Origin of the sequence: Actinoplanes hulinensis (assembly GCF_019429605.1) — a bacterium.
GTDB lineage: Bacteria > Actinomycetota > Actinomycetes > Mycobacteriales > Micromonosporaceae > Actinoplanes > Actinoplanes campanulatus.
Map to the genome: position 1 here is coordinate 14,509 of NZ_JAHXZI010000023.1, position 24,761 is coordinate 39,269.

At 71.0% G+C, this 24,761-nt stretch carries 25 protein-coding genes and 1 tRNA gene; 16 read left to right on the forward strand and 10 right to left on the reverse strand.

Annotated elements, in window-relative coordinates:
* The first annotated feature begins 51 nt into the window (after positions 1 to 51).
* The 5 genes from KZ829_RS34715 (at position 52) to KZ829_RS34735 (ending at position 5,506) form a co-directional block, all read left to right on the forward strand.
* Positions 52 to 1,065, forward strand: coding sequence for a hypothetical protein (locus KZ829_RS34715; protein ID WP_220148081.1), 1,014 nt, complete (start codon positions 52 to 54; stop codon positions 1,063 to 1,065).
* Positions 1,058 to 2,704 (forward strand): alpha-amylase family protein, encoded by a 1,647-nt coding sequence (locus KZ829_RS34720; RefSeq protein WP_220148082.1) that lies wholly within the window; start codon positions 1,058 to 1,060, stop codon positions 2,702 to 2,704. Before KZ829_RS34715 ends, KZ829_RS34720 begins: the two co-directional genes overlap by 8 nt.
* A gap of 133 nt (positions 2,705 to 2,837) precedes the next feature.
* Positions 2,838 to 3,602 carry a 3-oxoacyl-ACP reductase FabG gene (gene fabG, locus KZ829_RS34725; RefSeq protein ID WP_220148083.1) on the forward strand — a complete coding sequence of 255 codons (765 nt, stop codon included), beginning with the start codon at positions 2,838 to 2,840 and terminating at the stop codon, positions 3,600 to 3,602.
* A 46-nt stretch (positions 3,603 to 3,648) separates the two neighbouring features.
* Complete coding sequence (locus KZ829_RS34730; RefSeq protein ID WP_220148084.1) at positions 3,649 to 4,044, forward strand: hypothetical protein; 396 nt, start codon at positions 3,649 to 3,651, stop codon at positions 4,042 to 4,044.
* A gap of 1 nt (position 4,045) precedes the next feature.
* The gene (locus KZ829_RS34735) at positions 4,046 to 5,506 is read left to right on the forward strand and encodes a glutathionylspermidine synthase family protein (RefSeq protein ID WP_220148085.1); all 1,461 of its coding nucleotides are present in this window, start codon (positions 4,046 to 4,048) and stop codon (positions 5,504 to 5,506) included.
* A 171-nt stretch (positions 5,507 to 5,677) separates the two neighbouring features.
* Here KZ829_RS34735 and KZ829_RS34740 read toward each other — a convergent pair whose 3' ends face one another.
* Positions 5,678 to 6,103, reverse strand: a complete 426-nt coding sequence (locus tag KZ829_RS34740) for a hypothetical protein (RefSeq protein WP_220148086.1) — start codon at positions 6,101 to 6,103, stop codon at positions 5,678 to 5,680.
* Positions 6,096 to 6,461, reverse strand: a complete 366-nt coding sequence (locus tag KZ829_RS34745) for a hypothetical protein (RefSeq protein WP_220148087.1) — start codon at positions 6,459 to 6,461, stop codon at positions 6,096 to 6,098. Before KZ829_RS34745 ends, KZ829_RS34740 begins: the two co-directional genes overlap by 8 nt.
* A 76-nt stretch (positions 6,462 to 6,537) precedes the next feature.
* On the opposite strand from KZ829_RS34745, the gene KZ829_RS34750 reads away from it, so the two are divergent.
* Positions 6,538 to 7,431 (forward strand): Gfo/Idh/MocA family protein, encoded by an 894-nt coding sequence (locus tag KZ829_RS34750; protein WP_220148088.1) that lies wholly within the window; start codon positions 6,538 to 6,540, stop codon positions 7,429 to 7,431.
* Here KZ829_RS34750 and KZ829_RS34755 read toward each other — a convergent pair.
* The gene (locus KZ829_RS34755) at positions 7,428 to 7,607 is read right to left on the reverse strand and encodes a hypothetical protein (RefSeq protein ID WP_183217241.1); all 180 of its coding nucleotides are present in this window, start codon (positions 7,605 to 7,607) and stop codon (positions 7,428 to 7,430) included. The genes KZ829_RS34750 and KZ829_RS34755 overlap by 4 nt on opposite strands.
* Before the next feature lie 337 nt (positions 7,608 to 7,944).
* Between KZ829_RS34755 and KZ829_RS34760 the strand changes: the two genes are divergently transcribed.
* Entirely contained in the window at positions 7,945 to 8,271 is a 327-nt protein-coding gene (locus KZ829_RS34760) for a hypothetical protein (RefSeq protein WP_204299031.1), read from the forward strand.
* Positions 8,272 to 8,278: 7 nt separating this feature from the next.
* Here KZ829_RS34760 and KZ829_RS34765 read toward each other — a convergent pair whose 3' ends face one another.
* Entirely contained in the window at positions 8,279 to 9,259 is a 981-nt protein-coding gene (locus tag KZ829_RS34765) for a helix-turn-helix transcriptional regulator (RefSeq protein ID WP_220148089.1), read from the reverse strand.
* A 289-nt stretch (positions 9,260 to 9,548) separates the two neighbouring features.
* Here KZ829_RS34765 and KZ829_RS34770 point away from each other — a divergent pair, with 289 nt between their 5' ends.
* Entirely contained in the window at positions 9,549 to 9,905 is a 357-nt protein-coding gene (locus tag KZ829_RS34770) for an STAS domain-containing protein (RefSeq protein ID WP_183216858.1), read from the forward strand.
* Between the two features lie 55 nt (positions 9,906 to 9,960).
* Here the strand turns inward: KZ829_RS34770 and KZ829_RS34775 are convergent, their stop codons facing one another.
* The 3 genes from KZ829_RS34775 to KZ829_RS34785 form a co-directional block, all read right to left on the reverse strand.
* The gene (locus KZ829_RS34775; protein ID WP_246636785.1) at positions 9,961 to 11,511 is read right to left on the reverse strand and encodes an MDR family MFS transporter; all 1,551 of its coding nucleotides are present in this window, start codon (positions 11,509 to 11,511) and stop codon (positions 9,961 to 9,963) included.
* A 68-nt stretch (positions 11,512 to 11,579) separates the two neighbouring features.
* Positions 11,580 to 12,041, reverse strand: coding sequence for a hypothetical protein (locus KZ829_RS34780; protein ID WP_220148090.1), 462 nt, complete (start codon positions 12,039 to 12,041; stop codon positions 11,580 to 11,582).
* Between the two features lie 10 nt (positions 12,042 to 12,051).
* Complete coding sequence (locus KZ829_RS34785) at positions 12,052 to 13,683, reverse strand: CocE/NonD family hydrolase (protein ID WP_220148091.1); 1,632 nt, start codon at positions 13,681 to 13,683, stop codon at positions 12,052 to 12,054.
* A 90-nt stretch (positions 13,684 to 13,773) separates the two neighbouring features.
* Here KZ829_RS34785 and KZ829_RS34790 point away from each other — a divergent pair, with 90 nt between their 5' ends.
* The 4 genes from KZ829_RS34790 (at position 13,774) to KZ829_RS34805 (ending at position 18,338) form a co-directional block, all read left to right on the forward strand.
* Complete coding sequence (locus KZ829_RS34790; RefSeq protein WP_308285785.1) at positions 13,774 to 15,288, forward strand: serine/threonine-protein kinase; 1,515 nt, start codon at positions 13,774 to 13,776, stop codon at positions 15,286 to 15,288.
* A 77-nt stretch (positions 15,289 to 15,365) separates the two neighbouring features.
* The gene (locus KZ829_RS34795) at positions 15,366 to 17,264 is read left to right on the forward strand and encodes a capsular polysaccharide synthesis protein (RefSeq protein WP_220148093.1); all 1,899 of its coding nucleotides are present in this window, start codon (positions 15,366 to 15,368) and stop codon (positions 17,262 to 17,264) included.
* 133 nt (positions 17,265 to 17,397) lie between these two features.
* Positions 17,398 to 17,931, forward strand: a complete 534-nt coding sequence (locus KZ829_RS34800) for a hypothetical protein (RefSeq protein WP_246636786.1) — start codon at positions 17,398 to 17,400, stop codon at positions 17,929 to 17,931.
* Entirely contained in the window at positions 17,931 to 18,338 is a 408-nt protein-coding gene (locus KZ829_RS34805; RefSeq protein ID WP_220148094.1) for a SpoIIAA family protein, read from the forward strand. Before KZ829_RS34800 ends, KZ829_RS34805 begins: the two co-directional genes overlap by 1 nt.
* A 30-nt stretch (positions 18,339 to 18,368) precedes the next feature.
* Here KZ829_RS34805 and KZ829_RS34810 read toward each other — a convergent pair.
* From KZ829_RS34810 to KZ829_RS34820, 3 genes are all read right to left on the reverse strand, one after another.
* Positions 18,369 to 18,440, reverse strand: a tRNA-Arg gene (locus KZ829_RS34810).
* Positions 18,441 to 18,546: 106 nt separating this feature from the next.
* Positions 18,547 to 19,161, reverse strand: a complete 615-nt coding sequence (locus tag KZ829_RS34815; protein ID WP_220148095.1) for a DUF305 domain-containing protein — start codon at positions 19,159 to 19,161, stop codon at positions 18,547 to 18,549.
* A 2-nt stretch (positions 19,162 to 19,163) separates the two neighbouring features.
* Positions 19,164 to 19,949 carry a thioredoxin-like domain-containing protein gene (locus KZ829_RS34820; RefSeq protein WP_220148096.1) on the reverse strand — a complete coding sequence of 262 codons (786 nt, stop codon included), beginning with the start codon at positions 19,947 to 19,949 and terminating at the stop codon, positions 19,164 to 19,166.
* 86 nt (positions 19,950 to 20,035) lie between these two features.
* Between KZ829_RS34820 and argS the strand changes: the two genes are divergently transcribed.
* Genes argS through KZ829_RS34840 form a run of 4 tightly spaced genes read left to right on the forward strand, consistent with a single transcriptional unit; the run spans position 20,036 to position 24,752 of the window.
* Positions 20,036 to 21,700, forward strand: coding sequence for an arginine--tRNA ligase (gene argS / locus KZ829_RS34825; protein ID WP_220148097.1), 1,665 nt, complete (start codon positions 20,036 to 20,038; stop codon positions 21,698 to 21,700).
* A 3-nt stretch (positions 21,701 to 21,703) separates the two neighbouring features.
* The gene (gene lysA, locus KZ829_RS34830; RefSeq protein WP_220148098.1) at positions 21,704 to 23,089 is read left to right on the forward strand and encodes a diaminopimelate decarboxylase; all 1,386 of its coding nucleotides are present in this window, start codon (positions 21,704 to 21,706) and stop codon (positions 23,087 to 23,089) included.
* Entirely contained in the window at positions 23,086 to 24,384 is a 1,299-nt protein-coding gene (locus tag KZ829_RS34835; protein WP_220148099.1) for a homoserine dehydrogenase, read from the forward strand. Before lysA ends, KZ829_RS34835 begins: the two co-directional genes overlap by 4 nt.
* Entirely contained in the window at positions 24,384 to 24,752 is a 369-nt protein-coding gene (locus tag KZ829_RS34840) for a VOC family protein (RefSeq protein ID WP_220148100.1), read from the forward strand. The genes KZ829_RS34835 and KZ829_RS34840 overlap by 1 nt, the downstream gene beginning before the upstream one ends.
* The last annotated feature ends 9 nt before the right edge of the window (positions 24,753 to 24,761 follow it).

The following is a 24,761-nucleotide window of genomic DNA, read 5'->3' on the forward strand; positions in this document are numbered from 1 at the left end:
TGCACCGCAGCGAAGCAAGGGCCAGGAGGGCATGCGAACAGCAGGCTCAGCGTGACGACCCTGGAAGTGCGCTACCGCCGCCTGCTGCGGGCCTATCCGGCCGGTCACCGGGCCGCCTACGAGGAGGAGATGGTCGGTGTGCTGATGGCCGGCGCGGAGGAGGGCCGCCGCTTCCCCTCCCCGGCCGACGCGTTCGACCTGCTGCGCGCGGGCCTCACGGTCCGTCTCGGCCGGGCCTTCCACACCAGCCGGGGTACGGGGTGGCGCGACGCCGCCGCGGTCACCGGCCTGTTCACCGCGCTGGCGCTGGCCGGTGGCGCCGTCAGCCGGCTGGCGGCCGGCCTCCGGCTGTGGGGCCTGGGCGACCCGATGCGTGCCCTCGGCGTCGACGGCCTGATGCTGGCCGACCCGGCGGCACGCACGGTGATCTGGCTGCTGGTCGTCTCGGCGGCGGTGCTGGGCCTGCGGCGGACGGCGGTGGCGCTCGCGGCCGCCGGTGTGCTGGTGCAGGCCGGGGCGATGCTGCTGTGGTCGGCGATCCTGCCGGGGACCGGGATGTTCCTGTTCTGGCAGCTCGGTCTGGCGGTGGTCGTGACCAGCCTGTTCGCCGTCTCCGACCGCTCTGCCCGGGCCGTGCTGGGCAGCCGTGGCCTGGCCCTGGTCGCCGCCGGGGCGCTGGTCGCGGCGGTGACCGAGACGGGCGCCCTGGCCGGCGTCGAGGAGCACCCGTGGTTCGACCCGCGGTTCTTCGACCTGTTCTGGGACTCGGTCCACTACGGGTTGCCGGCTCTGTTCCTGGCCGCCGCGGCCTGGACCGCCGGCTCTCGGGTGCGGGGCCGGATCGCGGTGCTGTCCGCCGTCGTCCTGATGATCACGTACGTCCTGCAGGCGGCGGACCATGTGGTGACCGAGTTGCGCTACGTCGGCCCGACGGTCGGCAACATCCTGTCCGTCGTGATGCTGTTCCTGCTGCCACTCGCGGTGCTCGGTGGTGGCGTGCTGCTGCTGGGCCTCCGGGAACGTTTGGCCGGCCGGGGCCACGGACATGTAAGGGCGCATGAATGACCGGTGGTACTCGAAAGCCGTCGTCTACTGCCTCGACATCGACTCGTTCGCCGATTCCGACGGCGACGGCTGCGGTGACATCCGCGGCCTGATCGGACGGCTCGACTACCTGGCCCGGCTCGGCGTCAACTGCCTGTGGCTCAACCCCATCCACCCGTCGCCCGGCCGCGACGACGGGTACGACGTGTCCGACTTCTACAACGTGGACCCCCGGTTCGGCAGCCTGGGCGACTTCGCCGAACTGCTGCATCAGGCCGCCAACCGGGGCATCAAGGTGATCATCGACCTGGTGGTGAACCACACCTCGGACCAGCACCCGTGGTTCAGGTCCGCGCGTTCGTCGCCGGACTCGCCGTACCGTGACTGGTTCGTCTGGAGCGAGACCGCTCCGCCGGACCGGGACCAGGGCATGGTCTTCCCCGGCGAGCAGGAGGCCACCTGGACCTACGACCGCACGGCGAAGCTCTGGTACTACCACCGGTTCTACAAGTTCCAGCCCGACCTGAACGTCAAGAACCCCGAGGTCCGGGCCGAGATCAAGAAGATCTGCGCGTTCTGGTTGCAGCTCGGGGTGGCCGGATTCCGGATGGACGCGGTGCCGTTCATCATCGAGGAGACCGAGCCGGGCAACCCGTCCTCGCCGATGGACTTCGGCTTCCTCACCGAGCTGCGCCAGCACGTGCAGTGGCGGCGCGGCGACGCGATCCTGCTGGCCGAGGCCAATGTGGAGCCGGAGCAGCTGGTCGCCTTCTTCGGCGACGAGAGCGGCTCCGGCAACCGCATCCACATGCTGTTCGACTTCATGCTCAACGCGAAGATGGTGCTCGCCCTGGCCCGGCAGGACCCGGAGCCGATCATCGACGCGCTGCGCGACACGCCGAAGCTGCCGGCCGGCGGGCAATGGGCCACCTTCCTGCGCAACCACGACGAGATCGACCTGTCCCGGCTCACCGCCGAGCAGCGCCGCGAGGTGTTCGAGCAGTTCGGGCCGGACGAGGACATGCAGCTGTACGGCCGGGGCATCCGCCGTCGACTGGCCCCGATGCTGGGCAACGACCGGCGCCGGCTGGAACTCGCCTACTCGCTCCAGTTCAGCCTGCGGGGCACTCCCGTGCTGCGGTACGGCGAGGAGATCGGGATGGGCGACGACCTCGCGCTGCCGGGGCGCAACGCCATCCGTACCCCGATGCAGTGGTCCCTGATGCCGAACGGCGGTTTTTCGAGCGCCGGGGAGGAGGACCTGATCCGGCCGGTGATCTCCGGCGGCGAGTTCGGGTTCGAGAAGGTCAACGTGACCCTGCAACGGCACGATCCGGCGTCGCTGCTGTCCTGGTTCGAGCGGATGATCCGTACCCTCCGGGAGGCCCCCGAGATCGGCAGCGGCCGCTGCACCCACGTCGATGTGCCCGCCCCGCGCGGTGTGCTGGCGCATCGCGCCGACGACGGCACCGGCACCATGCTGTTCGTGCACAACCTGAGCGACGCCGATGCGGTGGTCGATCTCAGCGGCCTGGCCGGGGAGGCGGAGTTCCCGAACGACGTGCTGGCCGACCAGGAGTACCCGGAACCGGACGGACTGGACAAGATCAAGGTCAGCGGGTACGGATACCGGTGGATCCGGATGCGCAGAACCGCCTGACGGGGTTTAGGCTCGGCCTCCGTCGAGTCTTGTTCGCGACGGTGGTGATCTTGCCACTTGACTTGCGGCTACGCGTTTCTCACTGTTGGTCGCGAACAAGACTCAATCGCGGAGATCACTGCTGGAGGCCGCAATGTCGCAGTCCGTACCCTCTCGTGTCGCCATCGTGACCGGAGCCGCCCGCGGCATCGGCGCCGCGATCGCCCGCAAGCTCGCGGCCGACGGCCTGGCCGTGGCGGTCGTCGACCTGGACGAGAAGTCCGGCGCCGAGACGGTGACCGCGATCGAGGAGGCGGGCGGCCGGGCGATCGCCATCGGCGCCGACGTGGCCGACAAGGACCAGGTGGCGGCCGCCGTCGAGCGGACCGTCACCGAGCTGGGTGCGCCGACCGTGCTGGTCAACAACGCCGGCGTGCTGCGCGACAACCTGCTCTTCAAGATGAGCGAGGACGACTGGGACACGGTGATGGCCGTCCACCTGCGCGGGGCGTTCCTGTTCAGCCGGGCCGTCCAGCAGCACATGGTCGCCGCCGGGTACGGCCGGATCGTCAGCCTCTCCAGCACCTCCGCCCTCGGCAACCGCGGCCAGGCCAACTACGCCGCCGCCAAGGCCGGGCTCCAGGGCTTCACCAAGACCCTCGCGATCGAGCTGGGCAAGTTCGGCATCACGGCGAACGCGGTGGCGCCGGGCTTCATCGTGACCGACATGACCAAGGCGACCGCCGCCCGCATCGGCGTCGACTTCGCCGACTTCGAGAAGCACACGGTGAGCCAGATCCCGGTGGCCCGTGCCGGCCGCCCGGAGGACGTGGCGAACACGGTCGCCTTCCTGGCGGGTGAGGGTGCCGGATTCGTCTCCGGACAGGTGATTTACGTGGCCGGCGGACCGAGGGACTGAGAAACGTGGTTGCTGGCAACTTGCTGAGAAGAGTTACAAAGAAATCATGAACCGACGCATGAGTTCCCGGACCGTGTCGTTGACCAGCACCTTCCTCCTGCTGGCCGCGGGGGGTACGGCGGCGTGCGACAACGACGAATACGTCGACGAGGGTTTCTACTGTGCCGACGCCAACGGTGTGATCGTCGACGAGGACTACTGCGACGACGACGGTGGCGGCGGCGGGGGCGGGAGCGGCTTCTTCATCTGGCACTCCGCCGGCTACCGGTCGGGCTACCCGATCGGCCAGAAGCTGCCCTCCGGCGGGTCCAAGTTCGCGTACAACGACGCCGCCTCGCGTGCCAAGTTCGGGCTGCCGTCGACCGGGCGGATCAGCAACGGGACGGTCAAGACGAGCGTGGTCGGCAAGGGCGGCGGCTCGTCCAGCAAGTCCGGGGGCTGAGGTGCGGCGGATCCCGTACGGTCCGGTCCGGGACGGTTGGCAGCTGACCAACTTCAGTCTCGGGCTGACGTACAACGACGACGTCCTGCCCGACGGGACGGCGTACTCGTACTGGCAGGAGGGCCCGTACTACGAGTTCACCGCGGCCGAGATCGAGGAGCTGGAGGCGGCCACCACCGCCCTCTACGCCATGTGCCTGGAGGCCGGCGACTGGATGGCCGGTCAGTGCCCGCGGCGCACCGCCGAGGGCCGCCGCCAGGGCTTCTTCTCCTCGGTCTGCACCGCGGACTCGTGCTTCCTGACCCGTATCGGGATCCCCGAGTACACCCACGAGCAGATCCTGCGGACCTGGTTCGACGGTGACGCCGAGACCTGGACGCACCGCGACAAGGATCCGGACGGCCGCCTGCCGATGCAGACGCCGGACTTCTCGCCGACCGTCTACGGCCGTTTCGACCTCTGGTACAACGGTGCCGGCACGGTCCCGAGGCTGCTCGAGTTCAACGCACAGACGCCGACGTCCCTGGTCGAGGGCGCGGTCATCCAATGGCACTGGATGGACCAGACCGGTGTGGCCCAGCACGAGTGGCGGCAGTGGAACTCGATCCACGAGCGCCTGGTCGGCTGGGAGGACCAGCCCGGCGAGCCGGGCGATCCGGGCGCGTGGCGGCGCAACATCGCCAAGTTGCGCGAGGCACGTCCCTGGCTTCCGGAAAAACCCAAGATCTATTTCGCGTACGAGACGAGCGAGACGTCCGGCGAGGACCGGATGAACGTGGCGTACCTGATGGCGACCGCGGAGGAGGCCGGCTTCCCGGTCGAGCTGATCGCGATGAGCCAGATCGGGTGGGACGTGGCCGGCGACCGGGTGCTCTTCGTCCCCGGGCCGGGCCAGGAACACCGGGCCGAGCCGATCGACGTCGTCTTCATGCTCTACCCGTGGGAGTGGTTCTGGCACGAGGAGGGCGGCAAGGCGTTCTTCCGGAACATGGCCGACCCGGAGAAGCGCGGGACGGTGTGGATCGAGCCGCCCTACAAGGCCGCGCTGCTCGGCAACAAGGCCCTGCTCCCGGTGCTGTGGAAGCTCTTCGGCGATGATCCGGAACGGTCGAAGTACCTGCTCCCGTCCTACTTCGCCGAGTCGTCCGGCGCCGGGTCGCTGAGGTCGTACGCGAAGAAGCCGGTCTGGGGCCGCGAGGGTGGCTCGGTCACCCTGGTCCGCGACGGCATCCCGCTCACCTCGACCCCCTCGGAGTACGGCGCGGACGGCCGCTACATCGTCCAGGAGCTGTGCGAGCTGCCGTCCTTCGACGGCCTGGAGGGCACCGTCCACCCGGTGATCGGCTCCTGGCTGATCGACGGCGAACCGGCCGGCATGGGCATCCGCGAGGGCCTCGGCACCGCTGGTCTCGTTACCAATAACATGTGTAACTTCGTTCCCCATGTTATTGGTCTTGCCTGATTGCTCCGCTTCGCTCCGCGGCAAAACGCCTTGTAACCGGTGACGGGGCGGCTGATTTTACGCCACCGCAAACCCCGCGGCGTCGAAAAATCAGTCGCCCCGTCACCGGCGGCGTTTTGCGGGTTGCTCTGTGGCTGCGTCCTTGCGGCGACTACGGGGCCCGTTTGGCGACTACGCGGACGGCTTGTGGCGCCAGATCCACCACAGGCCCACGAAGGGCAGTACCAGGGGGACGTAGCCGTAGCCGCTGCCGAAGTTGGACCAGACGGTGGCGTCGGGGAAGTCGCCGCGGTCGAGGACGCTCAGGGTGCCGATGATCAGCACGCCGATCAGCTCGATGGTGCAGCTGATCAGGGCGATCCGGCGGCCGCGCGGGCCGCCCCGGGCCAGGCCCACGGTCGCCGCGATGTAGACCAGGCCGGCCATCGCGGACAGCAGGTACGCCAGCGGCGCCTCGTCGAAGTGGGTGGTGATCTGCACCAGGGCGCGGGCGCTCGCGGAGAGGGCGAAGATCCCGTAGACGAGCAGCAGCACCCGGCCGAGGCCGGAGCCGAGCGCGGCGTCGCTGGGGCGGGTGGCGGTGGTTTCCTCAGGCACCGGTCACCGACGCGATCTGCTGCAGGCGCAGCACGAGAACGGGCAGGACGAGGCAGGCGACCCCGAGGATCACGCTGCCCCAGCGGGTCGGCTCCATCTTGGCGAGCACCAGCGCCGTCGGGACGAAGGCGATCGTCGTGATCAGATAGCCGGCGAAGGTTCCGGTGTCGGCCGGGCGGCCGCCGTCGAAGAGGCCGGCCACGGCGACCACGAGGAGAACCACGACCAGCGCCGCGAGCACGACGGCGGCGAGCAGGTCGAACCGGCTGGGCGCGCGGTCGAGCGCGGCCCGCAGCAGATACCACGCCGCCAGGACAAGGGCAGCGACGATTGTCGCCACCGACAGGGGACCGTTCACCCGGCCAGGTTACTGAGGGCCTCCCGGCCTGGTAACTTCCGGCCCGGAGATCAGTGACGTGAGGGTGGTCGATCCGGTGCGCTTCGGACTTTTCGGTACGGGCCCGTGGGCTCAGTTGGCACACGCCCCGGCGCTTGCCGACTCACCCGGTGTGGAGTTCGCCGGTGTGTGGGGGCGTGATCCGGAGAAGGCGGCCGCCCTGGCCGGTCGGTACGGCGTCCCCGCCTACACCGACGCGTCCGCCCTGATCGCGGACGTGGACGCGGTCGCGGTCGCCCTGCCGCCGGACGTGCAGGCGCCGCTGGCCGTCGAGGCGGCCACCGCCGGACGGCATCTCCTGCTGGACAAGCCGATCGCCACCCGCACCGCGGACGCCGAGGCGCTCGTGGCCGCGGCCGCGGACGTGGCGTCGGTGGTCTTCTTCACCCGCCGGTTCACCCCGGCGCTGGACGACTTCCTGGCCGGGGCGGTCGCGGCCGGTGGCTGGACCGAGGCGCGGGTCGACCACCTGGGCTCGATCTTCACGCCGGACAACCCGTTCGGGGCGTCGCCGTGGCGGAAGGAGCGGGGTGGCCTCTGGGATGTCGGCCCGCACGCGCTGGCCCTGGTGCTTCCGGTGCTGGGCCCGGTCGCCGAGGTGGCCGGGATGGCCGGTGGGCGTGACCTCACCCACCTCATGCTGCGGCACACCGGCGGGGCGGTGAGCCGGTTGACGCTCGCCGTCGACGCCCCGCCCGCGGCCGCCCGTGAGGAGGCGGTCTTCGCCGGGGAGGCGGGGGTGTGGAGCGTCCCGCAGGTCGACTGGGCGCCGGTCGACGCCCTGCGCCGTGCCCTCTCCGTGCTGTTGACGGCGGCCGAGGGCGGTGAGCGGCCGTCCTGTGACGTGCGGTTCGGCGCTGAGGTGACCGCGATCCTGGTCGCCGCCGAGCGGGCGGTCACCGAACGGACCACGATCACCCTGGCCGGCTAGGGAACCGTGCGCTCGATCGCGGCGGCACCGTCGCGCTCGAGCTCGGCTTTGGCACGGGCGATGTTCTCCGGCGTCGGGTACTTACCCTGCGCGACGGCCAGATCCTCCGGATCCCAGGGCTGCTCGGCGCCTGTCCGCCAGTTCGGTGTGTTCGGCCGGGTCTCGGTGCTGCTCATCATGGCCCCCTCCGCGAATCGGGTGAGATGGGCGCATACCCGATTCCGGGCGTTCTACGCCGAGTGGCCGGTGCCGGCAACGAGGACCGGTCGAACTGAGCGCTAACTGGACAGAGCCTGCGCGTTACGGATGGACGCATAGTAGCGAGCCGAATACATTTTCGGCTTGTCACGCGCACCGGGGGGACGGCCCGGTGGCGGCTGTCGCGGGCCCGCGACGACCGCCGGGCGCGTGTCGGGGTGAGGGGATGCATTGCATGACCGACCGCACAGCCAGAGGCACGACGGATTGCACGGCAGCCGGAGCGAAGCCGGCCCGGCGTGGGGGAGCGCCGGCGTGACCAGCCTGTGGGACGCCGAGCGGGACGCGTCCGCGGTGGTCCAGGCCCTGTCCGGCCTGGCCGAACTGCTGCGCGACGTGGAGACGGCCGATCCCCGGGTGCTGCGGAGCCTGGCCGAGAACGGTGAGGCGGCCGCCGAGCGCGTGGTCGCGTTCCTGCGGCAGCAGTGCCGGGCCGGTGACGGTGAGGTGGCCACGGTGCCGCCGCGCCTGGCGGCCTGGAGCGACTGGACACCGCTGCGGGGTCACCTGTTCGGGGCCTCCGCGGCGCCGCGGAGCACCGGAGGGGTGCCACAGCCGCGCCGATGCGACCCCGGGGAGTGACACCCGATCAGGTGTTCCCGGCCCGCAGGGTCTCCGACGGTGAGACGCCGAAACGCTTCCGGTACGCCGACGCGAACCGGCCGAGATGGGCGAACCCCCAGCGGTGCGCCACCTCGGCCACCGTGACGGCGGCCGGATCGCCGTGCCGCAGCGCCTCGTGCGCCCGGGTGAGCCGGACGGCCTGGAGGTAGGCCCTCGGCGCGCAGCCGACGTGCCGCCGGAACCCGGACTGGAGCGAGCGGACGCTGATCCCGGCGATGGCGGCCAGCTCGCCGACCGTGAAGGCGTACTCCGGCTCGTCGGTGATCGCCGCCATGGCCCGGCGGATCGGCCGGGGCGGTCCGCCGGCGGACGGTGTCACCAGCTCCTCGTGGTACCGGTGCGGGACGCTGAGCAGCAGCCCGCTGAGCACGCTGCCGCACAGTTGCTCGGCGATGATCGGCTCGTAGATCAGGCTGCTCTCGTGCTCCAGTTCGTCGCGGAGCAGCCGGATGAGCCGGCTCCAGCTCTGCGCCGGCCCCTCGGTCAGGTCGAACGCGGGCGGCAGGTCGATCGGTCCCTCGATCGGGTGACCCAGCAGCCCGGCGAGTTCCGCCTCCAGGGCCCAGCTCTCGATCCGGACGCCCAGCTCCGCGCTGTTCGGCTCGTGCCGCAGGCGGATCCGGTCCCCGGGCCGGAACGCCAGCGCCGTGGCCGGGGTCGCGGTCAGCTCCCGCCCGCCGCGCCGCATCCGTACGAGCCCCGCCGTGGGCAGCGTGACGTGGTAGGCGCCGGCCTCGGCGACCTCCAGAGTTGCGCTACGAGCGAACGTGAGGTGACCTACGGTGAGCGGTCCGAGTTGGATCAGCTCGGCGTCCAGTTCGAGATCGGCCCCGATCGACACAGGGTGGTAGAAACGATTCAGGACCTCACGGGCACGCTCACCGTCGACACTGTCGAAGTAGACGGATCCCGGCGCCGACGTGGCGCGCGGAAGGGCGTCAACCATTCCGGCCGGAGCTCCCACGCATACGGTGAGTTTCGGTCCGAGTCAGTGGACAGTCAACGTGGCCGCCACGCGGTGACCGTTCCAGCGCATTCCGGCCATATGAACTACTCTGGCGTTCCGCGCCTACGTGGCGTAACTTGCAGACCAGCGGATTGTTGAAGGTACGCGGGTTCCGGTCGGCGTCCTCCAACGATCGCCTCCAGCGCACGGCCCTTTCTCCGGCCGGCGCACCGAGTGTCCCGCGGCATGTCGGCGTCAGCCCCGGCTGTGCGCCAGAAAGAGGGCAGCTGTGTATCTGCCGATCACGACCCGCCAGCTGGCTGACGGCACCGTCGAGATCGCACCTAGCGGCGAGATCGATCTGGATAACGCACACGTTATGCGGGACGCGGTGAACGACGTCCTGACCGGCATGACGCCGAGCCGGATCTGCCTGGACCTGCAACGGGTGATGCTGATCGACAGCATCGGGATCGGCATCCTGGTCGCCTGCTTCCACACGGCCGCGGCGAGCGGCGTGAAGCTGGTGGTCAGCCACCCGAGCGCCACCGTCTACCGGCAGCTGTGGGTCTCCGGGCTGGTCGGCCTGCTGGGCTGTGCCGAGCCGCCGAGCCCGCGGACCTCGGTGGGCCTGCGCCCCTCCTGATGTCACCCGTCCGGGGCGGGCCGGCCGATCGCGGCCGGCCCTCCCCGATGGGCGGCTAGTGCGGGGCGGATTCCTGCTTCAGCCGCTCGTCCCCGCTCAGGGTGGAGAGCGGCTTCTCCTTGATGAAGAGGACCGCGATCACGGCGAGGAACGCGATCGGGGCTCCGACCAGGAACAGGTCGGCGGTGGCCGTACCGTAGATCTCCGCGGTCACGGCCTTGACCTGCGGCGGCAGCGTCTCCAGGTCGGGCACCTCGCCGCCGCCGGAGGCCGCGGCGCCGAACTTCTCGGTGAAGAGCGTGGTGACCCGGTGGGTCAGCACCGCGCCGAGGGCGCTCACCCCGATCGAACCGCCCATGCTGCGGAAGAAGGTCAGCGCCGAGGTGGTGGCGCCGAGCTCGGCGGCGGGCACGTCGTTCTGCGCGGCCAGCACCAGGTTCTGCATCAGCAGACCGACACCGATGCCGAGGACGGCCATGAAGGCGGAGATGACCGGCACACCGGTGTGCGCGCCGATGGTGCTCAGCAGCAGCATGCCGGCGGTCATCACGATCGAGCCGGCGACCAGGTAGATCTTCCATTTGCCGAACTTGGTGATCAGCCCGCCGGCCACGGTGGACGAGACCAGCAGGCCGAAGACCATCGGCAGGCCCATCAGGCCGGCGACGGTCGGCGACTTGCCGAGCGACACCTGGAAGTACTGGGAGAGGAAGACGGTGCCGCCGAACATCGCCACACCCACGAGCACGCTGGCGACGATGGCCAGGGTGACCGTCCGGTGCCGGAAGATGCCGAGCGGGATGATCGGCTCCTTCGCCCGCGACTCCACCAGCACCGCCAGCGCGAGGACCACCAGCCCACCGGCGACCATCGCCCCGGTCTGCCAGGACGCCCAGTCGAACCGGTCGCCGGCCAGCGTGGACCAGATCAGCAGCGTGCTGACCCCGGCCGTGATCAGCAGCGCGCCCAGCCAGTCGATGCTGACCTGCCGACGGGACACCGGCAGGTGCAGCGTCTTCTGGAGCAGTGCGATCGCGATCAGCGAGAACGGCACGCCGATCAGGAAGCACCAGCGCCAGCCGAGCCACGAGGTGTCCACCAGGACGCCACCGATCAGCGGTCCGGCGATGGTGGCGACGCCGAAGACCGCCCCGAACAGGCCGGAGTAGCGGCCCAGCTCGCGCGGCGGGATCATGGCGGCCATCACGATCATCGCGAGGGCGCTCATGCCGCCCGCGCCGATGCCCTGGATGACCCGGCTGACCAGCAGGATCTCGACGTTCGGGGTGAGACCGGCGATCAGCGAGCCCGCCACGAACAGGCCGAGCGAGAGCTGGATCAGCAGCTTCTTGCTGTAGAGGTCGGCCATCTTGCCCCAGAGCGGGACGGTGGCCGTCATGGCGAGCAGCTCGGCGGTGACGATCCAGGTGTAGACGGACTGGCTGCCGTTCAGGTCGGCGATGATCCGGGGCAGGGCGTTGGCCACGACCGTGGAGGCCAGGATGCTCACGAACATGCCCAGCATCAGGCCGGACAGTGCCTGTACCACCTCGCGGTGGGACATCCGCCCGGATGATTCGGCGGTTTCGGTCTCTACTGCTGTCATCGACTTCTTTCAGATCTCGGAGACGATGGCGGCGAGGGTAGAGCCGAACTTGCAGTTTGTGCAAAAAGTTAATCGTTGAGCTGGGCCCGCTCGATCTCGGCAAGGGTCGCGGTCCACCACGGGGCGAGCGGCCGGCCGGCGAGCAGGTCGGCGAGCAGCACGGCGGCGTTGCGGGCCAGCGCGTCCGGTTTCGGCGGCGGTGTCCCGTCCTCGTCCAGCACCCCGAGCGCGCCGGCCAGCAGCCAGAGCACCACCTGCGGGTCGGCTTGTTCGGGCCAGGACCGGACACAGCTCGCCAGCGCGGCCCGTACGTCGTCGGCGGTGAGCCCGTCCGGATGGCCGTCCTCGAGCAGCAGGCGCACCGCGGTGCCGAGAACCAGGCCGCTCTGCGCGGGATCGAGCCCGGCCAGGGCGGTAACCGCGTCGTCCAGGGCCGTCGTGTCCTTCGCCCGGACCGCGGCGACCGCGGCGGTGGACGCGGCGGCGATCGGGCGGGCCGGTGCGGGCAGATGCCGCCAGGTATCGGTCATGGTGGCGACCCTACGGGCGGACGGCGACCGGGATCAGCAGCCGGGTGCCGGACAGGTGGACGGTGTGCAGGCAGGGCACCATGTGCCGGCCCTCGGCCGGATCGCCGGGCGTGCCCAGGTTGCGGGCGAACCGGGGGAACGCGCCGCCGGAGATCTGCAACCGCAGCCGGTGACCGGCCCGGAGGCGGTGGAAGCACGGATCCAGGGTCAGGGTGACCTGCTGAACCTGCCCGGCCGGCGTCGCCGGGTCGAGGCGCAGGTGCTTGTCGGTGATGTTGAACGACCGCCCCCGCTCGTCGACGTCGCAGATCCGGGCGAAGACGTCGCCGTACTGGTTGTCCAGCGCGACAGCCAGCTCCACGACGGGTGAGCCGATCACGTCGACCGCGGTCGGCAGCGGATCGGTGGTGAAGGTCAGCACGTCGGAACGGCGCTCCATCCGCCGGTTGTCCCGGATCCCGGCCGCCCCGGTCAGGGTGCGCCCGCCGACCGAGGGGGTCGGGTCGGCCGGGTCGTAGGTGAACGCCGCGTTGCCCTCCGGCCGCTCGGGCGCCGCCGTGGTGAGACCCCGGTCGGCGCGCGGGTGGAAGGCGACCGGCTCGGCCGGCGGCGGCCAGGACGGCATCTCGTGCCAGGCGTCCTGCCCGGTGCGGTAGACCCGGACCGGCTGTCTCCGGGCGGCCGGCCCGCCCGCGAGGTGCTGGTCGAGCCAAGCCACGCTCTCCCGGGCGACCAGGCCGGCGGCCCGGGTGGCGACCTGGAAGTGCGTCCACGGGCCGACCGTGAGGGCCACGTCGGCGCCGCGGCCGGCGAGCGCGGCGTACTGCTGGAGGGTCTGGTCGAGGAACAGGTCCTGCCAGCCGCCGATCAGCAGCACCGGCACGTCCGCCTTCGCCAGGGCGGCGCCGGCCCGGTACGGCTCCCACCACGGGTCGTCACCGTCCGGGTGGGCCAGCCACTCCCGGTACCAGGGGGCGCGCCCGCGCAGCACCGGCACCGCGGCGTGCGGCAGCGGCAGCCCGGTGAGGCCGGGCGCCACCCGGCGGGGCGCCCACGCCATCCCGAGCAGCCGCCGCAGCCCGCCGCCGTCCTCCTGGTGGGCGATCTGGTCGCTCCAGCCGAGGAAGTCGCCCAGGGTGAACGCCCCGGTGCCCCACACCGCCTCGCGGAAGTCGTGCGGCGCCACGTAGATCACCGCGGCGCGCAGTTCGGGCGGCGGGTCCCGCAGCAGCGTCCACTGCGTCCACCCGAGGTAGGAGGCACCGAGGGTGGCCAGCCACCCGTCGAACCAGGACTGTCCGCGCAGCCACGCGACGGTGTCCTGACCGTCTTCGGTCTCCTGGGCCATCGGCCGGAACGCGCCGCCGGAGCCGAACGTGCCGCGCACGCTCTGCAACAGAACGTGGTAGCCGCGGGCGGCCAGCAGCCGCCCGTTGAGCGCCGAGGTGGGGAAGCCACGGCCGTACGGCGTACGGATCAGCACCGTCCCCCGGGCGCCGGCGGAATCCGGCGCGAAATGATCACCGATCAATTCGGTGCCGTCGCGCATCGGCGTGCGTACTTCGGAGATCGAATACGAATGGAGCGCCGGAGCCTGCCCGAGAATCCGGCCGAGAATGCTGTCCGCCGTGGAGACCGCCATGCCCGCACGATATCGGAATGTGAAAGGTGAATGGCATTCGAGCGCGGCTCGGATGTGCGAATTCCCGAGCATTTCGGCAGACTGCCTCGGGTGGAGGTGGAGGTGGAGCGGAAACTCGGTGGCCGGTATCGGCTGATCAATGAACTCGGCCGCGGCGGCATGGCCGTCGTCTGGCACGCCCTGGACGAGGTGCTGAACCGCCCGGTCGCGGTGAAGGTGCTGGCCGGGCGTTATGCCGGCGACCCCCGGTTCGGGCTGCGGATCCTGCACGAGGCGCGGGCGGCGGCGACCCTCTCGCACCCGAACATCGCGCAGATCTACGACTTCGGGGAATGCGAGGAGAACGGGCAGCCGGTCCCCTATGTGGTGATGGAACTGATCAACGGGCCGACCCTGCAACAGCGGGTGTCACGCGGCCGACTGCCACCGCGCACGGTCTTCCGGATCTGCGGCGAGGTGGCCACCGCGCTGGCCGTCGCGCACGCCGACGGGCTCGTGCACCGGGACGTCAAACTCGCCAACATCATGGTCACCCCGGCCGGCGCCAAGGTGGTGGACTTCGGCATCGCCGCCGTGGCCGGGCCCGCCTCGCCCGAGGACGCCCTGCTCGGCACGCCCGCCTACCTGGCGCCGGAACGGCTCACCGGCGGCGCGATCGAGCCCGCCTCGGACGTCTACGCGCTCGGCGTGCTGCTCTACCGGCTGCTCACCGGGGGCGCGCCGTGGAGTGTGGAGACCACCACCCAGATGCTCGAGGCGCACGTCTACCAGGAGCCGCTGCCGCTGCCGGAGCTGCCCGGCGTGCCCGCCGAGATCATCGACCTGGTCGGCCGCTGCCTGGCCAAGGACCCGTGGATGCGTCCGGACGCGGCCGAGGTGGCGGGCGTTCTGGGCGACGCGGCCGAGGCCGCGGGCGTGCCGAAGACCAGGGAGGTACGGGGACCCGCACCCGATTCCCAAGACGTCCCCGACGAGGTCACCCGGCGGATCGAGCCACCCGTGGACGAGTGGACGGCGCCTGTCCCACCCGTACCGAAAAGGGGTTTGAAGCGTGCCCGGCTCCTGGTCGGCGCTCTGGCCGTGGCCCTGCTCGCCGCTGTGCCGATGCTGCTCGCCGGGCGCGAGGGCGGCCCGGCCGGCGAGCCCGGCGTGGCCGCTCCGCCCGCCGCCTCACCCAGGGTGACCAGAAGCGGTGTCGGCGGCCCGGCCGTCACGCGCCCCGCCGAATCCGCCACCCGGCCCACCAAGGCGGCGGTGACCAGCAGCGTACCGCTCGTCTGGCCGAGTATGCCGGCCGGACCGGCCGGCTCGGGGAGGCCGTCGAAGCCCGGTCCCCAACCGAGCGTGACCGTCACCGAGCCGTCCGGGCCGGCCGAACCGCGGAGCACCCGGCTGGATTCGCCGGGCGGGTCGGTGCTGGCCCGGTGTGTCCCGGCGGGCGCCGAACTGCTGGCCTGGGAGCCGCGGCCCGGATTCACCGTGCAGCGGGTCGACCGGGGCCCGTCGCTGACCGCGGTCGTGGTCTTCGCCGGTGGCCTGGCGCGCTACCGGATGACCGTGACGTGTGTGGGGAACCGGCCGTCCGCCGTGGTGCTGCCGATATAGGACGGGGGATCCCGCGGGCTGCCGGACTGCGTCGGATGTCCGACTAAACTGCGGCGGCACGCTGCGAAGGGACATCGATGACGGCGACCGCACCCACCGACCAGAGCATCCTGACCCGGGTCCGGGCCGCGTTCCGGCTCACCCCGCCGCCACCGCTGCCCGAACCGGCCCCGGCCCCGCCGTCCGTGCTCAACCTGGTGCCGGACCCGGGGTTCCGCGGCGAACCGGCGGCCGTGCCGGTCTCCGCCGGGGCGGCGGCCGAGACCGTCGAGGTGCCCGGCCGGCCCGGCGTGACCGGCCTGCGGGTGACCGGGCTGACCGGCGACGACGACACGTTCGCGGCGCCCGCCGGGATCGTCCTGCGGCCCGGCGGCACCTACACGGCGAGTGTCTCGCTCTTCCTCGCCGAGCCGCTCGGCGGCCGGCTGCACCGGTCCGCGCTGCGGCTGGCCGCCGAGTGGACGGCCGACGACGCGGCGGCCGGCGCCCCCGCCCGGTCGGCGCCAGCCCGCAACGAGCACGGGCATCACCGGATCAGCGTGACCTTCACCGTCCCGGCGGGCGCCCGGGACGCGGTCGTCCGGCTGCGCGCCGGCATGGCCGCCGGACAGGGCGCGGTCGTCTGGTACGACTACACGGTCACCGAGACCGCCGCCCCGGTGCCCCACTTCGACGGCTCGACCCCGGACGACCCCCGGTTCTCCTACGAGTGGACCGGCGATTCGGGCGCGTCACCGTCACGCCGGACGCTGCTGCCCGCGGCCCCGGCCGCCGGCCTGCCCCGCCTCACCGCCGTGGAGGCGGCGTTCCTGCGGTCGTCCGCGGGGGACGATCCGCTGGCGCTCGCCCGGATCGCTCTGGCCGAGGACGACCTGACGGCCGCCGGCACGGAACTGCGCCGGGTGGTGAAGGCCGGCGATCCGGACGGTGAGGCGGCGTACCGGCTGGGCCTGATCGCGCTGGCCGAGGAGCGCTGGGCGGCGGCCGAGCAGCTGCTGCGCGGCGCGGCGGCGAAGAGCCCGGAGGACTTCGAGCGGGGGTACGCGCTGGCCGCCGCGTACGACCGGCTCCGGCGCCGGGACGACAGCCGGCGTGCCTCGGCGGCGGCCCTGGCGCACGACACCGAACTGCCGTTCGACGGGCCGGCCGTACTGGACTCCGACGTACCGGCCTTCGGCGCCCGCCGGGAGCTGGGGATCTTCCTGGCCGAGCACCTCGGGCAGATCCGTACGCAGGCGGCTCAGCGGCTGGATCGTCCGGTGCGCAGCCGCTTCGACCAGCCGATCTTCGTCTACTGGGCGCAGGGCTTCGACGCCGCGCCGCCGGTGGTCCGGGCCTGCCTCGCGGCGTTGCGGGCACACAACCCGGGCGTGCACGCGCTGTCCCGGGACGACATCGGCAACTACGTCGACGTGCCGGAGGACCTGGCCGCCGCGCTGAAGGACGACCACGGGCACTTCTCCGAGCTGCTACGGATGCTGCTGCTGGAGAAGTTCGGCGGGGTCTGGGTGGACGCCACCTGCTACGTCTCCGAGCCGCTGCGCCCGCACGTCGACCGGGCGCTCGCCAAGGGGAGCGTCTTCGCGTTCGACTACACCGGACCCTACCTGTCGAACTGGTTCCTGGCCGCCCGTGCCGACAGCTACGTCATGCACCTCTGGCGGGCCGCGTCGTTCCTGTGGTGGGAGAAGCGCGGCGAGCTGATCGACCCGCTGCTGCACCACCACGTCTTCGAGATGCTGTGGCACTCCGACGACCGGTTCCGGGCCGAGTGGGACGCCGGGCTGCGGCTCAACGCGACGCCGCCGCACGCGCTGCGGTCGGTCATGCTGCGGCCGTACGAGCCGGAGATGTTTCAGACGATCATGGAGGGGGCGTTCGCGCACAAGCTGCGCCTGCGGTACGACCAGGGCGAGTTGAGCAGCGAGTCGTATCTGGCCCGAATCATTCGCGGCGACCATTCCTATGGTGCGTGACGGTGCCGTCTTCGTACATTTCGAGATTCTCAAGGAATTGTTTCTTCCTGCCGCATCTCTCATCTACCCGGGGTGAGGCGGGCCACCGCCGGAGCGCGGCATCCTACGGAGATCCGTAGGAAGGGAGCCAGCGATGGCAGTGGACACGTTCCTGGTCTATGTCGGGGCGTACTCGAGTGTGGCCCAGGCGCGGGCCGACTACGACGCGGTGAAGGAACTGCACCGGAAAGCGAACCTGATCGACGCATACGACGCGGCGGTCATCGAGCGCAAGGCGAACGGCAAGACCGCGATCGTCAAACAGCACGAGACGCCGACCCGTGTGGGCGGTGTGGTGGGCGGCGGTTTCGGCCTGGCCACCGGGCTGGTCGTGGCGCTGTTCCCGTTCGCGGCGATCGGCGGCGGGCTGCTGGCGGCGAGCACGGCCGGGGGTGTGGCCCTCGGGGCGCTGGCCGGGCACGCCGCCGCCGGGCTGAGCCGGCACGACCTCAAGGAACTGGGCGAATACCTGGACGAGGGCCAGGCCGGCCTGGTGGTGATCGCCGTCGCCGACATCGGCTCGAAGGTGGAGCTGGCGATGGCCAACGCCGAGAAGACCGCCACCCGGGAGTTGCAGGCCGACACCGCCGAGATCGAGAAGGACGTCGTCGAGGCCGGGGAGAAGTAATGATCGAGGTTCTGCCGGACCTGCCGGAGACCGTGCTGGGTTTCCGGTTCGCCGGATCGGTGACCCGGGAGGAATACCGCACGGTCTTCCTCCCGCGGACCCGGGCCGCGTTGGGGGAGGGCTGGCGGATCCGCTTGCTGGTGGTCGTCGACGACGACTGCGGGTGGTTCCAGCCCGGGGCGTTCTGGGAGGACCTGAAATTCGGGCTCGGGACGGCCCTGCGGCACCACTCGCTGTGGGAGCGGATCGCACTGGTCTCCGACGCCGAGTGGGTGACCCGTGCGCTGACGGTCTTCGGCCGGACCATCCCCGGTGAGGTCCGCCATTTCCCTCGGGCCGATCTGACGGCCGCGACGGATTGGCTGGCCGTGCGGCCCGATCGCCCGGAGAAACAGCAAGGCCACTGACCAATGGTCAGCGGCCTGGAAGAATTCTTGTGCCCCCGGCAGGATTCGAACCTGCGCTTTCGCCTCCGGAGGGCGACGCTCTATCCCCTGAGCTACGGGGGCTCAGTGAGGAAGAGCCTAGCAGGGCTCCGGAGGCCCCGGCCAATCGGTATCGCGAAAACACGGCGGGCCGCCGGCGTGATGCCGGCGGCCCATCGATAAGCGCAGTTCAGGAGGCGGTGTCGAGCCGCTTCTGGAGATCCTGCATGTCGGTCAGGTCGCGCTGCTGGCTGTTGATGGACAGCTGTGCCGACTCGACGACCTCCGGGTCGTCGCTGAGCTCCACCACCTCCTGGGCCATGTGGATGCCGCCCAGGTGGTGGTTGATCATCAGCTTCATGAAGAGGCGGTCCTCGTCGAGGCCGGTGGCCTCCCGGAGCTGCTTCAGCTCCTCCGGGGTGGCCATGCCGGGCATCAGGCCGTCCTTCACGCTCTCCGCCCCGCCCGGCATCCACGACATGGCCGGCTTCGAACCGGTCGGCTGGAGATTCCACTCGCGCAGCCAGGCCTGGAACATGCCGATCTGACCCTGCTGGGTGAGAGCGATGTCGCGGGCCATCATCCGGACCTCGTCGTTGGTCGCGCGGGTGTAGGCGATCATGCCCATCTCCACGGCCTGCGAGTGGTGGGTGGACATGTCCCGGGCGAAGCCGGCCTCCGCGGAGTCGTCGGCCGGCAGGTCCTCGCCGCGGGGGACGAGGAATCCGATCGCCACGCCCAGCAACAGGCCGACCACCAGGGTCGCGGGCAGCCAGTAGCCGAAGCGGCGCTTCTCCGTGGACAAGGTCAGCTCTGCGGGACGACGCCAGTGGCCGACACGCCGCCGTCACAGGCCGCTGTCGGGCCCTCGATCGACGCGTTGATCCGCAGTGACTGGATGAACTCGTCGATCCGCGGGTCGTCCACCGAGTCGACCTTCAGCTGGTAGCCCCAGGCCTGGAGGGAGACGTTGTTGCTCAGTCCGGGCACCGGGCTCAGCATGAGCTTCTCCTTGCCCTCGACCCGGTCGGCCAGCTTCTCCACCTGGTCCACGGGGAGGCCCTGCTTGTAGGTCACCCAGACGGTGCCGTGCTCCATGCTGTGCACCGCGTGCTCGTTCGCGATCGGCTCGGAGTAGACGACGCCGTTGCAGTTCTGCCAGCTCGGGTTGTGCTCGCCGGCGACGGGGGGCTGCTGCTCGTACGCCAGCTTGCCGTTCTTGTGCTGGCTGCCCTTCACCAGATCCGGATTCGACTCGCGGAAGTTGGTGATGCCCGCGATCGCGGCGGCCCGGTCGGCCCACGGCACGGCCTGCTTCTTCTCCTGCTGGATCGATGCGACGACACCCCAGCCGATGATGCCGACCGCGATCAGGACGACGACGCCGGCGACCGCGATCGGCCCCCAGTTGCGTCCGCCGGCCACCTTGACCGGAGTGACCGGCTTGCGGCCCTTTCCGCCCTTTCCGGCGGGTCGGTTGCCACCTGGCCGGTTCGCGCCGGACCTCGCCGTCGGCGGCTTGCCCTGGCCGGTGGTCTTGTCGACCTTGACGGTGGACGGGACCCGTTCGGGCCCCGGCGTGCTCATGCTCATCGTGCCTCGTCGATTCGTCTGAATGGGGAGGGGCGGGGCTCGGGTGGCCGCCGAACGACGAAGTCTACCCCCGATAGCATGGTTGAGTGACTCCCGCCAACCTTGCTGACACCGTTCTCTCAGCCGCTCGTGCCGTTTTCGAGACGCGTGGACTCGACGTCGGCGCGCTGCCCGCCACGACGACGGTGGAGCGTCCGCGTAACCCCGAGCACGGCGACTACGCCTCGACACTCGCCCTCCAACTGGGCAAGAAGGTCGGGGTCGCCCCGCGTGAGCTGGCCACGGCGCTGGCCGAGGAGCTGGGCCGCCGGGACGGCGTCAAATCGGTGGAGATCGCGGGTCCCGGCTTCCTGAACATCCGGCTCGACGCCGCCGCGGCCGGCGTGCTGGCCCGCGACATCGTGCTCGCCGGTTCAGCCTACGGGCGTACCGACCGGCTCGCCGGGGAGCGTGTCAACCTGGAGTTCGTGTCGGCCAACCCGACCGGTCCGGTGCACATCGGCGGGGTCCGCTGGGCCGCCGTGGGCGACGCCCTCTCCCGGGTGCTGCGCACCGCCGGCGCCGACGTCGGCACGGAGTACTACTTCAACGACGCCGGCTCGCAGATCGACCGGTTCGCCCGCTCGCTGCTGGCCGCCGCCAAGGGTGAGGCGGCGCCGGAGGACGGCTACGGCGGCGACTACATCGCCGAGATCGCGGCCGACGTGGTCAAGGCCGAGCCCGAGGTGCTGTCCCAGGAGCCGGAGGCCGCGCAGGAGACCTTCCGGCGGGTCGGCGTCGACCTGATGTTCGCCGAGATCAAGAAGTCGCTGACCGAGTTCGGCGTGCACTTCGACACCTACTTCAACGAGAAGGACCTGCACGACCGCGGCGAGCTCCAGGAGGCCCTGGACCGGCTGCGCGAGCAGGGGCACATCTTCGAACAGGACGGCGCGACCTGGCTGCGCACCACCGACTTCGGTGACGACAAGGACCGGGTGCTGCGCAAGTCCGACGGCGACTGGACGTACTTCGCCGCCGACTGCGCCTACTACCTGGACAAGCGCAAGCGCGGCTTCGAGCGGGTCGTGATCATGCTGGGCGCCGACCACCACGGCTACATCGGCCGGATGAAGGCGATGGCCGCGTGCTTCGGCGACGACCCGGCGAAGAACCTGGAGATCCTGATCGGCCAGATGGTCAACCTGGTCCGTGACGGCGAGCCGGTGCGGATGAGCAAGCGCGCCGGGACGGTGGTCACCCTGGAGGACTTCGTCGAGGCGCTGGGCGTCGACGCCACCCGCTACGCGCTGGCCCGCTACTCCTCGGACTCCCCGATCGACATCGACATCGACCTGTGGACCCGGGCCGGCAACGACAACCCGGTCTACTACGTGCAGTACGTCGCGGCCCGTACCGCGAACGTGGCCCGCAACGGCGCCGACGCCGGGCTCACCCGGGGCGACGCCGCCGACATGAAGCCGGAGCTGCTCAGCCACGAGAAGGAGAACGCCCTCCTGAAGAGCCTGAACGAGTACCCGGACGTCGTCGCCCGCTCGGCGGAGCTGCGGGAGCCGCACCACGTCGCCCGCTACCTGGAGAAGGTCGCCGGCGACTACCACCGGTTCTATGACAAGTGCCGGGTCACTCCGATGGGTGACGAGGAGATCACCGACCTCCACCGCGCCCGGCTGTGGCTCAACGACGCCACTCGTACGGTGATCGCCAACGGGTTGGCCCTCCTCGGGGTCTCCGCGCCGGAGAGGATGTAGGGCATGCGCGCACACGAGGCCGGGGCCCTGCACGGTGACCTCGGCAGCCGCGGGCCGGCCTGGCTGCGTAGCCCGGAGGACGTGAACGCCCTCGTGCCGCAGCTGTGGCCGCGGACCGTGAGCCGTACCGGGGCCGGGTCCCTGGAGATCGGCGGCGTGGACGTCCTCGATCTGGCCGCCGACTACGGCACCCCGGCGTACCTGTTGGACGAGGACGATCTGCGGGCCCGCTGCCGGGACTTCGCGGCCGCCTTCGCCGAGGCCGACGTCTATTACGCCGGCAAGTCGTTCCTCTGCAAGGCCGTCGTCCGGATCATCGACGAGGAGGGGCTCTTCCTCGACGTCTGCTCCGGCGGCGAGCTGGCGGTGGCGCTGGCGGCCGGGTTCCCGGCCGAGCGGATCGGCTTCCACGGCAACAACAAGTCGGAGAGCGAGCTGCGCCGGGCCCTGGAGGCCGGGGTGGGCCGGATCATCGTGGACTCGTTCCATGAGATCGACCGCCTGACCGCGCTGGCCGGCGAGCTGAACAAGCGGCCCGGCGTGCTGATCCGGGTGACCGTCGGCGTCGAGGCGCACACCCACGAGTTCATCGCGACCGCGCACGAGGACCAGAAGTTCGGCTTCTCGCTGGCCGGCGGGTCGGCCTTCGCGGCCGCCGCGCAGATCCTGGACGAGGGCGCGCTCGACCTGCGGGGCCTGCACTCGCACATCGGCTCGCAGATCTTCGACACCAGCGGGTTCGAGGTGGCCGCCCGGCGGATCCTGGAGCTCCAGGCGCAGATCCGGGACGCGCGCGGCGTGGAGCTGCCGGAGCTGGACCTCGGCGGTGGGTTCGGTATCGCTTACACCACTCAGGACGACCCGTCCACCCCTGGAGACCTGGCGAAGCGGATCAACAAGATCGTCGAGTCCGAGTGCGAGCTGGCGTCGCTGCGCAAGCCGCACCTGTCGATCGAGCCGGGGCGGGCCATCGTGGGCCCGTCGGTCTTCACGTTGTACGAGGTCGGGACGGTCAAGGACGTCGATGGCATCCGGACCTACGTGAGCGTCGACGGCGGCATGAGCGACAACATCCGGACCGCCCTTTACGACGCCTCCTATTCGGCCACGCTCGCCAATCGCAGCAGCGCCGGGACCCCTATGCTCGCCCGAGTGGTGGGAAAACATTGTGAGTCCGGGGACATCGTCGTGAAGGATGAATTCCTGCCCGCCGACGTGCAGCCCGGAGATCTTATTGCGGTCCCCGGGACCGGCGCCTACTGCCGGAGTATGGCCAGCAACTACAACCACGTTCCTCGGCCACCCGTGGTGGCGGTGCGCGACGGCGCGGCACGCGTCATCGTGCGGCGGGAGACCGAGGACGACCTGCTTGCATTGGATGTTGGATGAGCCCCGCCAAATCGGTCCGCCTCGCCCTGCTGGGGTGCGGCATCGTCGGTTCCGAGGTCGTCCGTCTGCTGCACGAGCAGCAGGAGGACCTGACCGCCCGGATCGGCGCCCCTCTGGAAATCGCCGGCATCGCGGTGCGGCGCCCCGGCCGTGAGCGCGGCGACCTGCCGGTCGACCCGTCGCTGTTCACGACCGACGCCCTCGGCCTGATCAAGCGCGACGACGTGGATGTGGTCATCGAGGTCGTCGGCGGCATCGAGCCCGCCCGTACCTGGCTGGTCGAGGCGCTCCGGGCCGGCAAGAGCGTCATCACGGCCAACAAGGCGCTGCTCGCCGAGGACGGCGGCGCGCTGCACGACGCCGCCGCCGAGGGCGGCGCCGATCTCTACTACGAGGCGTCGGTGGCCGGGGCGATCCCGCTGCTGCGCCCGCTGCGCGAGTCGCTGCACGGCGACCGGGTGACCGCGGTCACCGGCATCGTCAACGGCACGACCAACTTCATCCTCTCCTCGATGGCCGCCACCGGCGCGGGCTTCAACGAGGCCCTGGAGGAGGCCACCGAGCTGGGGTACGCGGAAGCCGACCCGACCGCGGACGTCGAGGGCTTCGACGCCGCCGCCAAGGCCGCCATCCTCGCGTCCCTGGCGTTCCACACCCGGGTCACCGCCGCCGACGTGTTCCGTGAGGGCATGACCGCGGTGACCGCCGGCGACATGGCAAGCGCCAGGGAGATGGGCTGCACCATCAAGCTGCTCTGCATCGCGCAGCGCGGCGCCGATTCGGTGAGCGTCCGGGTGCACCCGGCGATGATCCCGCTGAGTCACCCGCTGGCCGGCGTCGGCGACGCCTTCAACGCGGTGTTCGTGGAGACCGAGGCGGCCGGGCCGCTGATGTTCTACGGCCGCGGCGCGGGTGGCCGCCCGACCGCCAGCGCGGTCCTCGGCGACATCGTGGCGGCGGCCCGCAACCGGCTGACCGGGGCCCGGGCGCCGAGCGAGAGCAACTACGCCAAGCTGACGGTCCGCCCGATCGGCGAGTCGCTCACCCGCTACCACATCAGCCTGGACGTGGCCGAGAAGCCGGGCGTCCTGGCCAGCGTGGCCGGGGTGTTCGCCCACCACGAGGTGTCCATCGCGACGGTCCGCCAGTCCGGCCGGGCGGACGACGCGAAGCTGGTGATCGTCACCCACAGCGCGCCCGACGCGGCCCTCGCCGCGACCGTGGAGTCACTGTCCCGGCTGGACATCGTCCGGTCGATCGCCAGCGTGCTGCGTGTCGAGGGAGGGGCCGGCTGATGCTGGACCACGTCGGGTTCCAATGCGCCGACCTGTCGCGCAGCGCCGCCTTCTACGACGCCGTGCTGGCGCCGCTGGGCGGCCGCCGGCTGATGGACTTCAAGGTCGCGATCGGGTACGGCTCGGACCACGCGGATTTCTGGATCGGCGAGTTCAACGAGGGCGAGGGCTTCCGCGAGAGCCACATCGCCTTCGCCGCGGCCGACCGGCCCACGGTCGACGCCTTCTTCCGGGCCGCGGTCGAGGCCGGGGCCGAGGTGCTGCACGAGCCGGGCCTGCACCCGGAGTACCACGAGCACTACTACGGCGCTTTCGTCCGCGACCCGGACGGGAACAACGTCGAGGCTGTCTGCCACCGTCCTGAATAATGGCCGGAA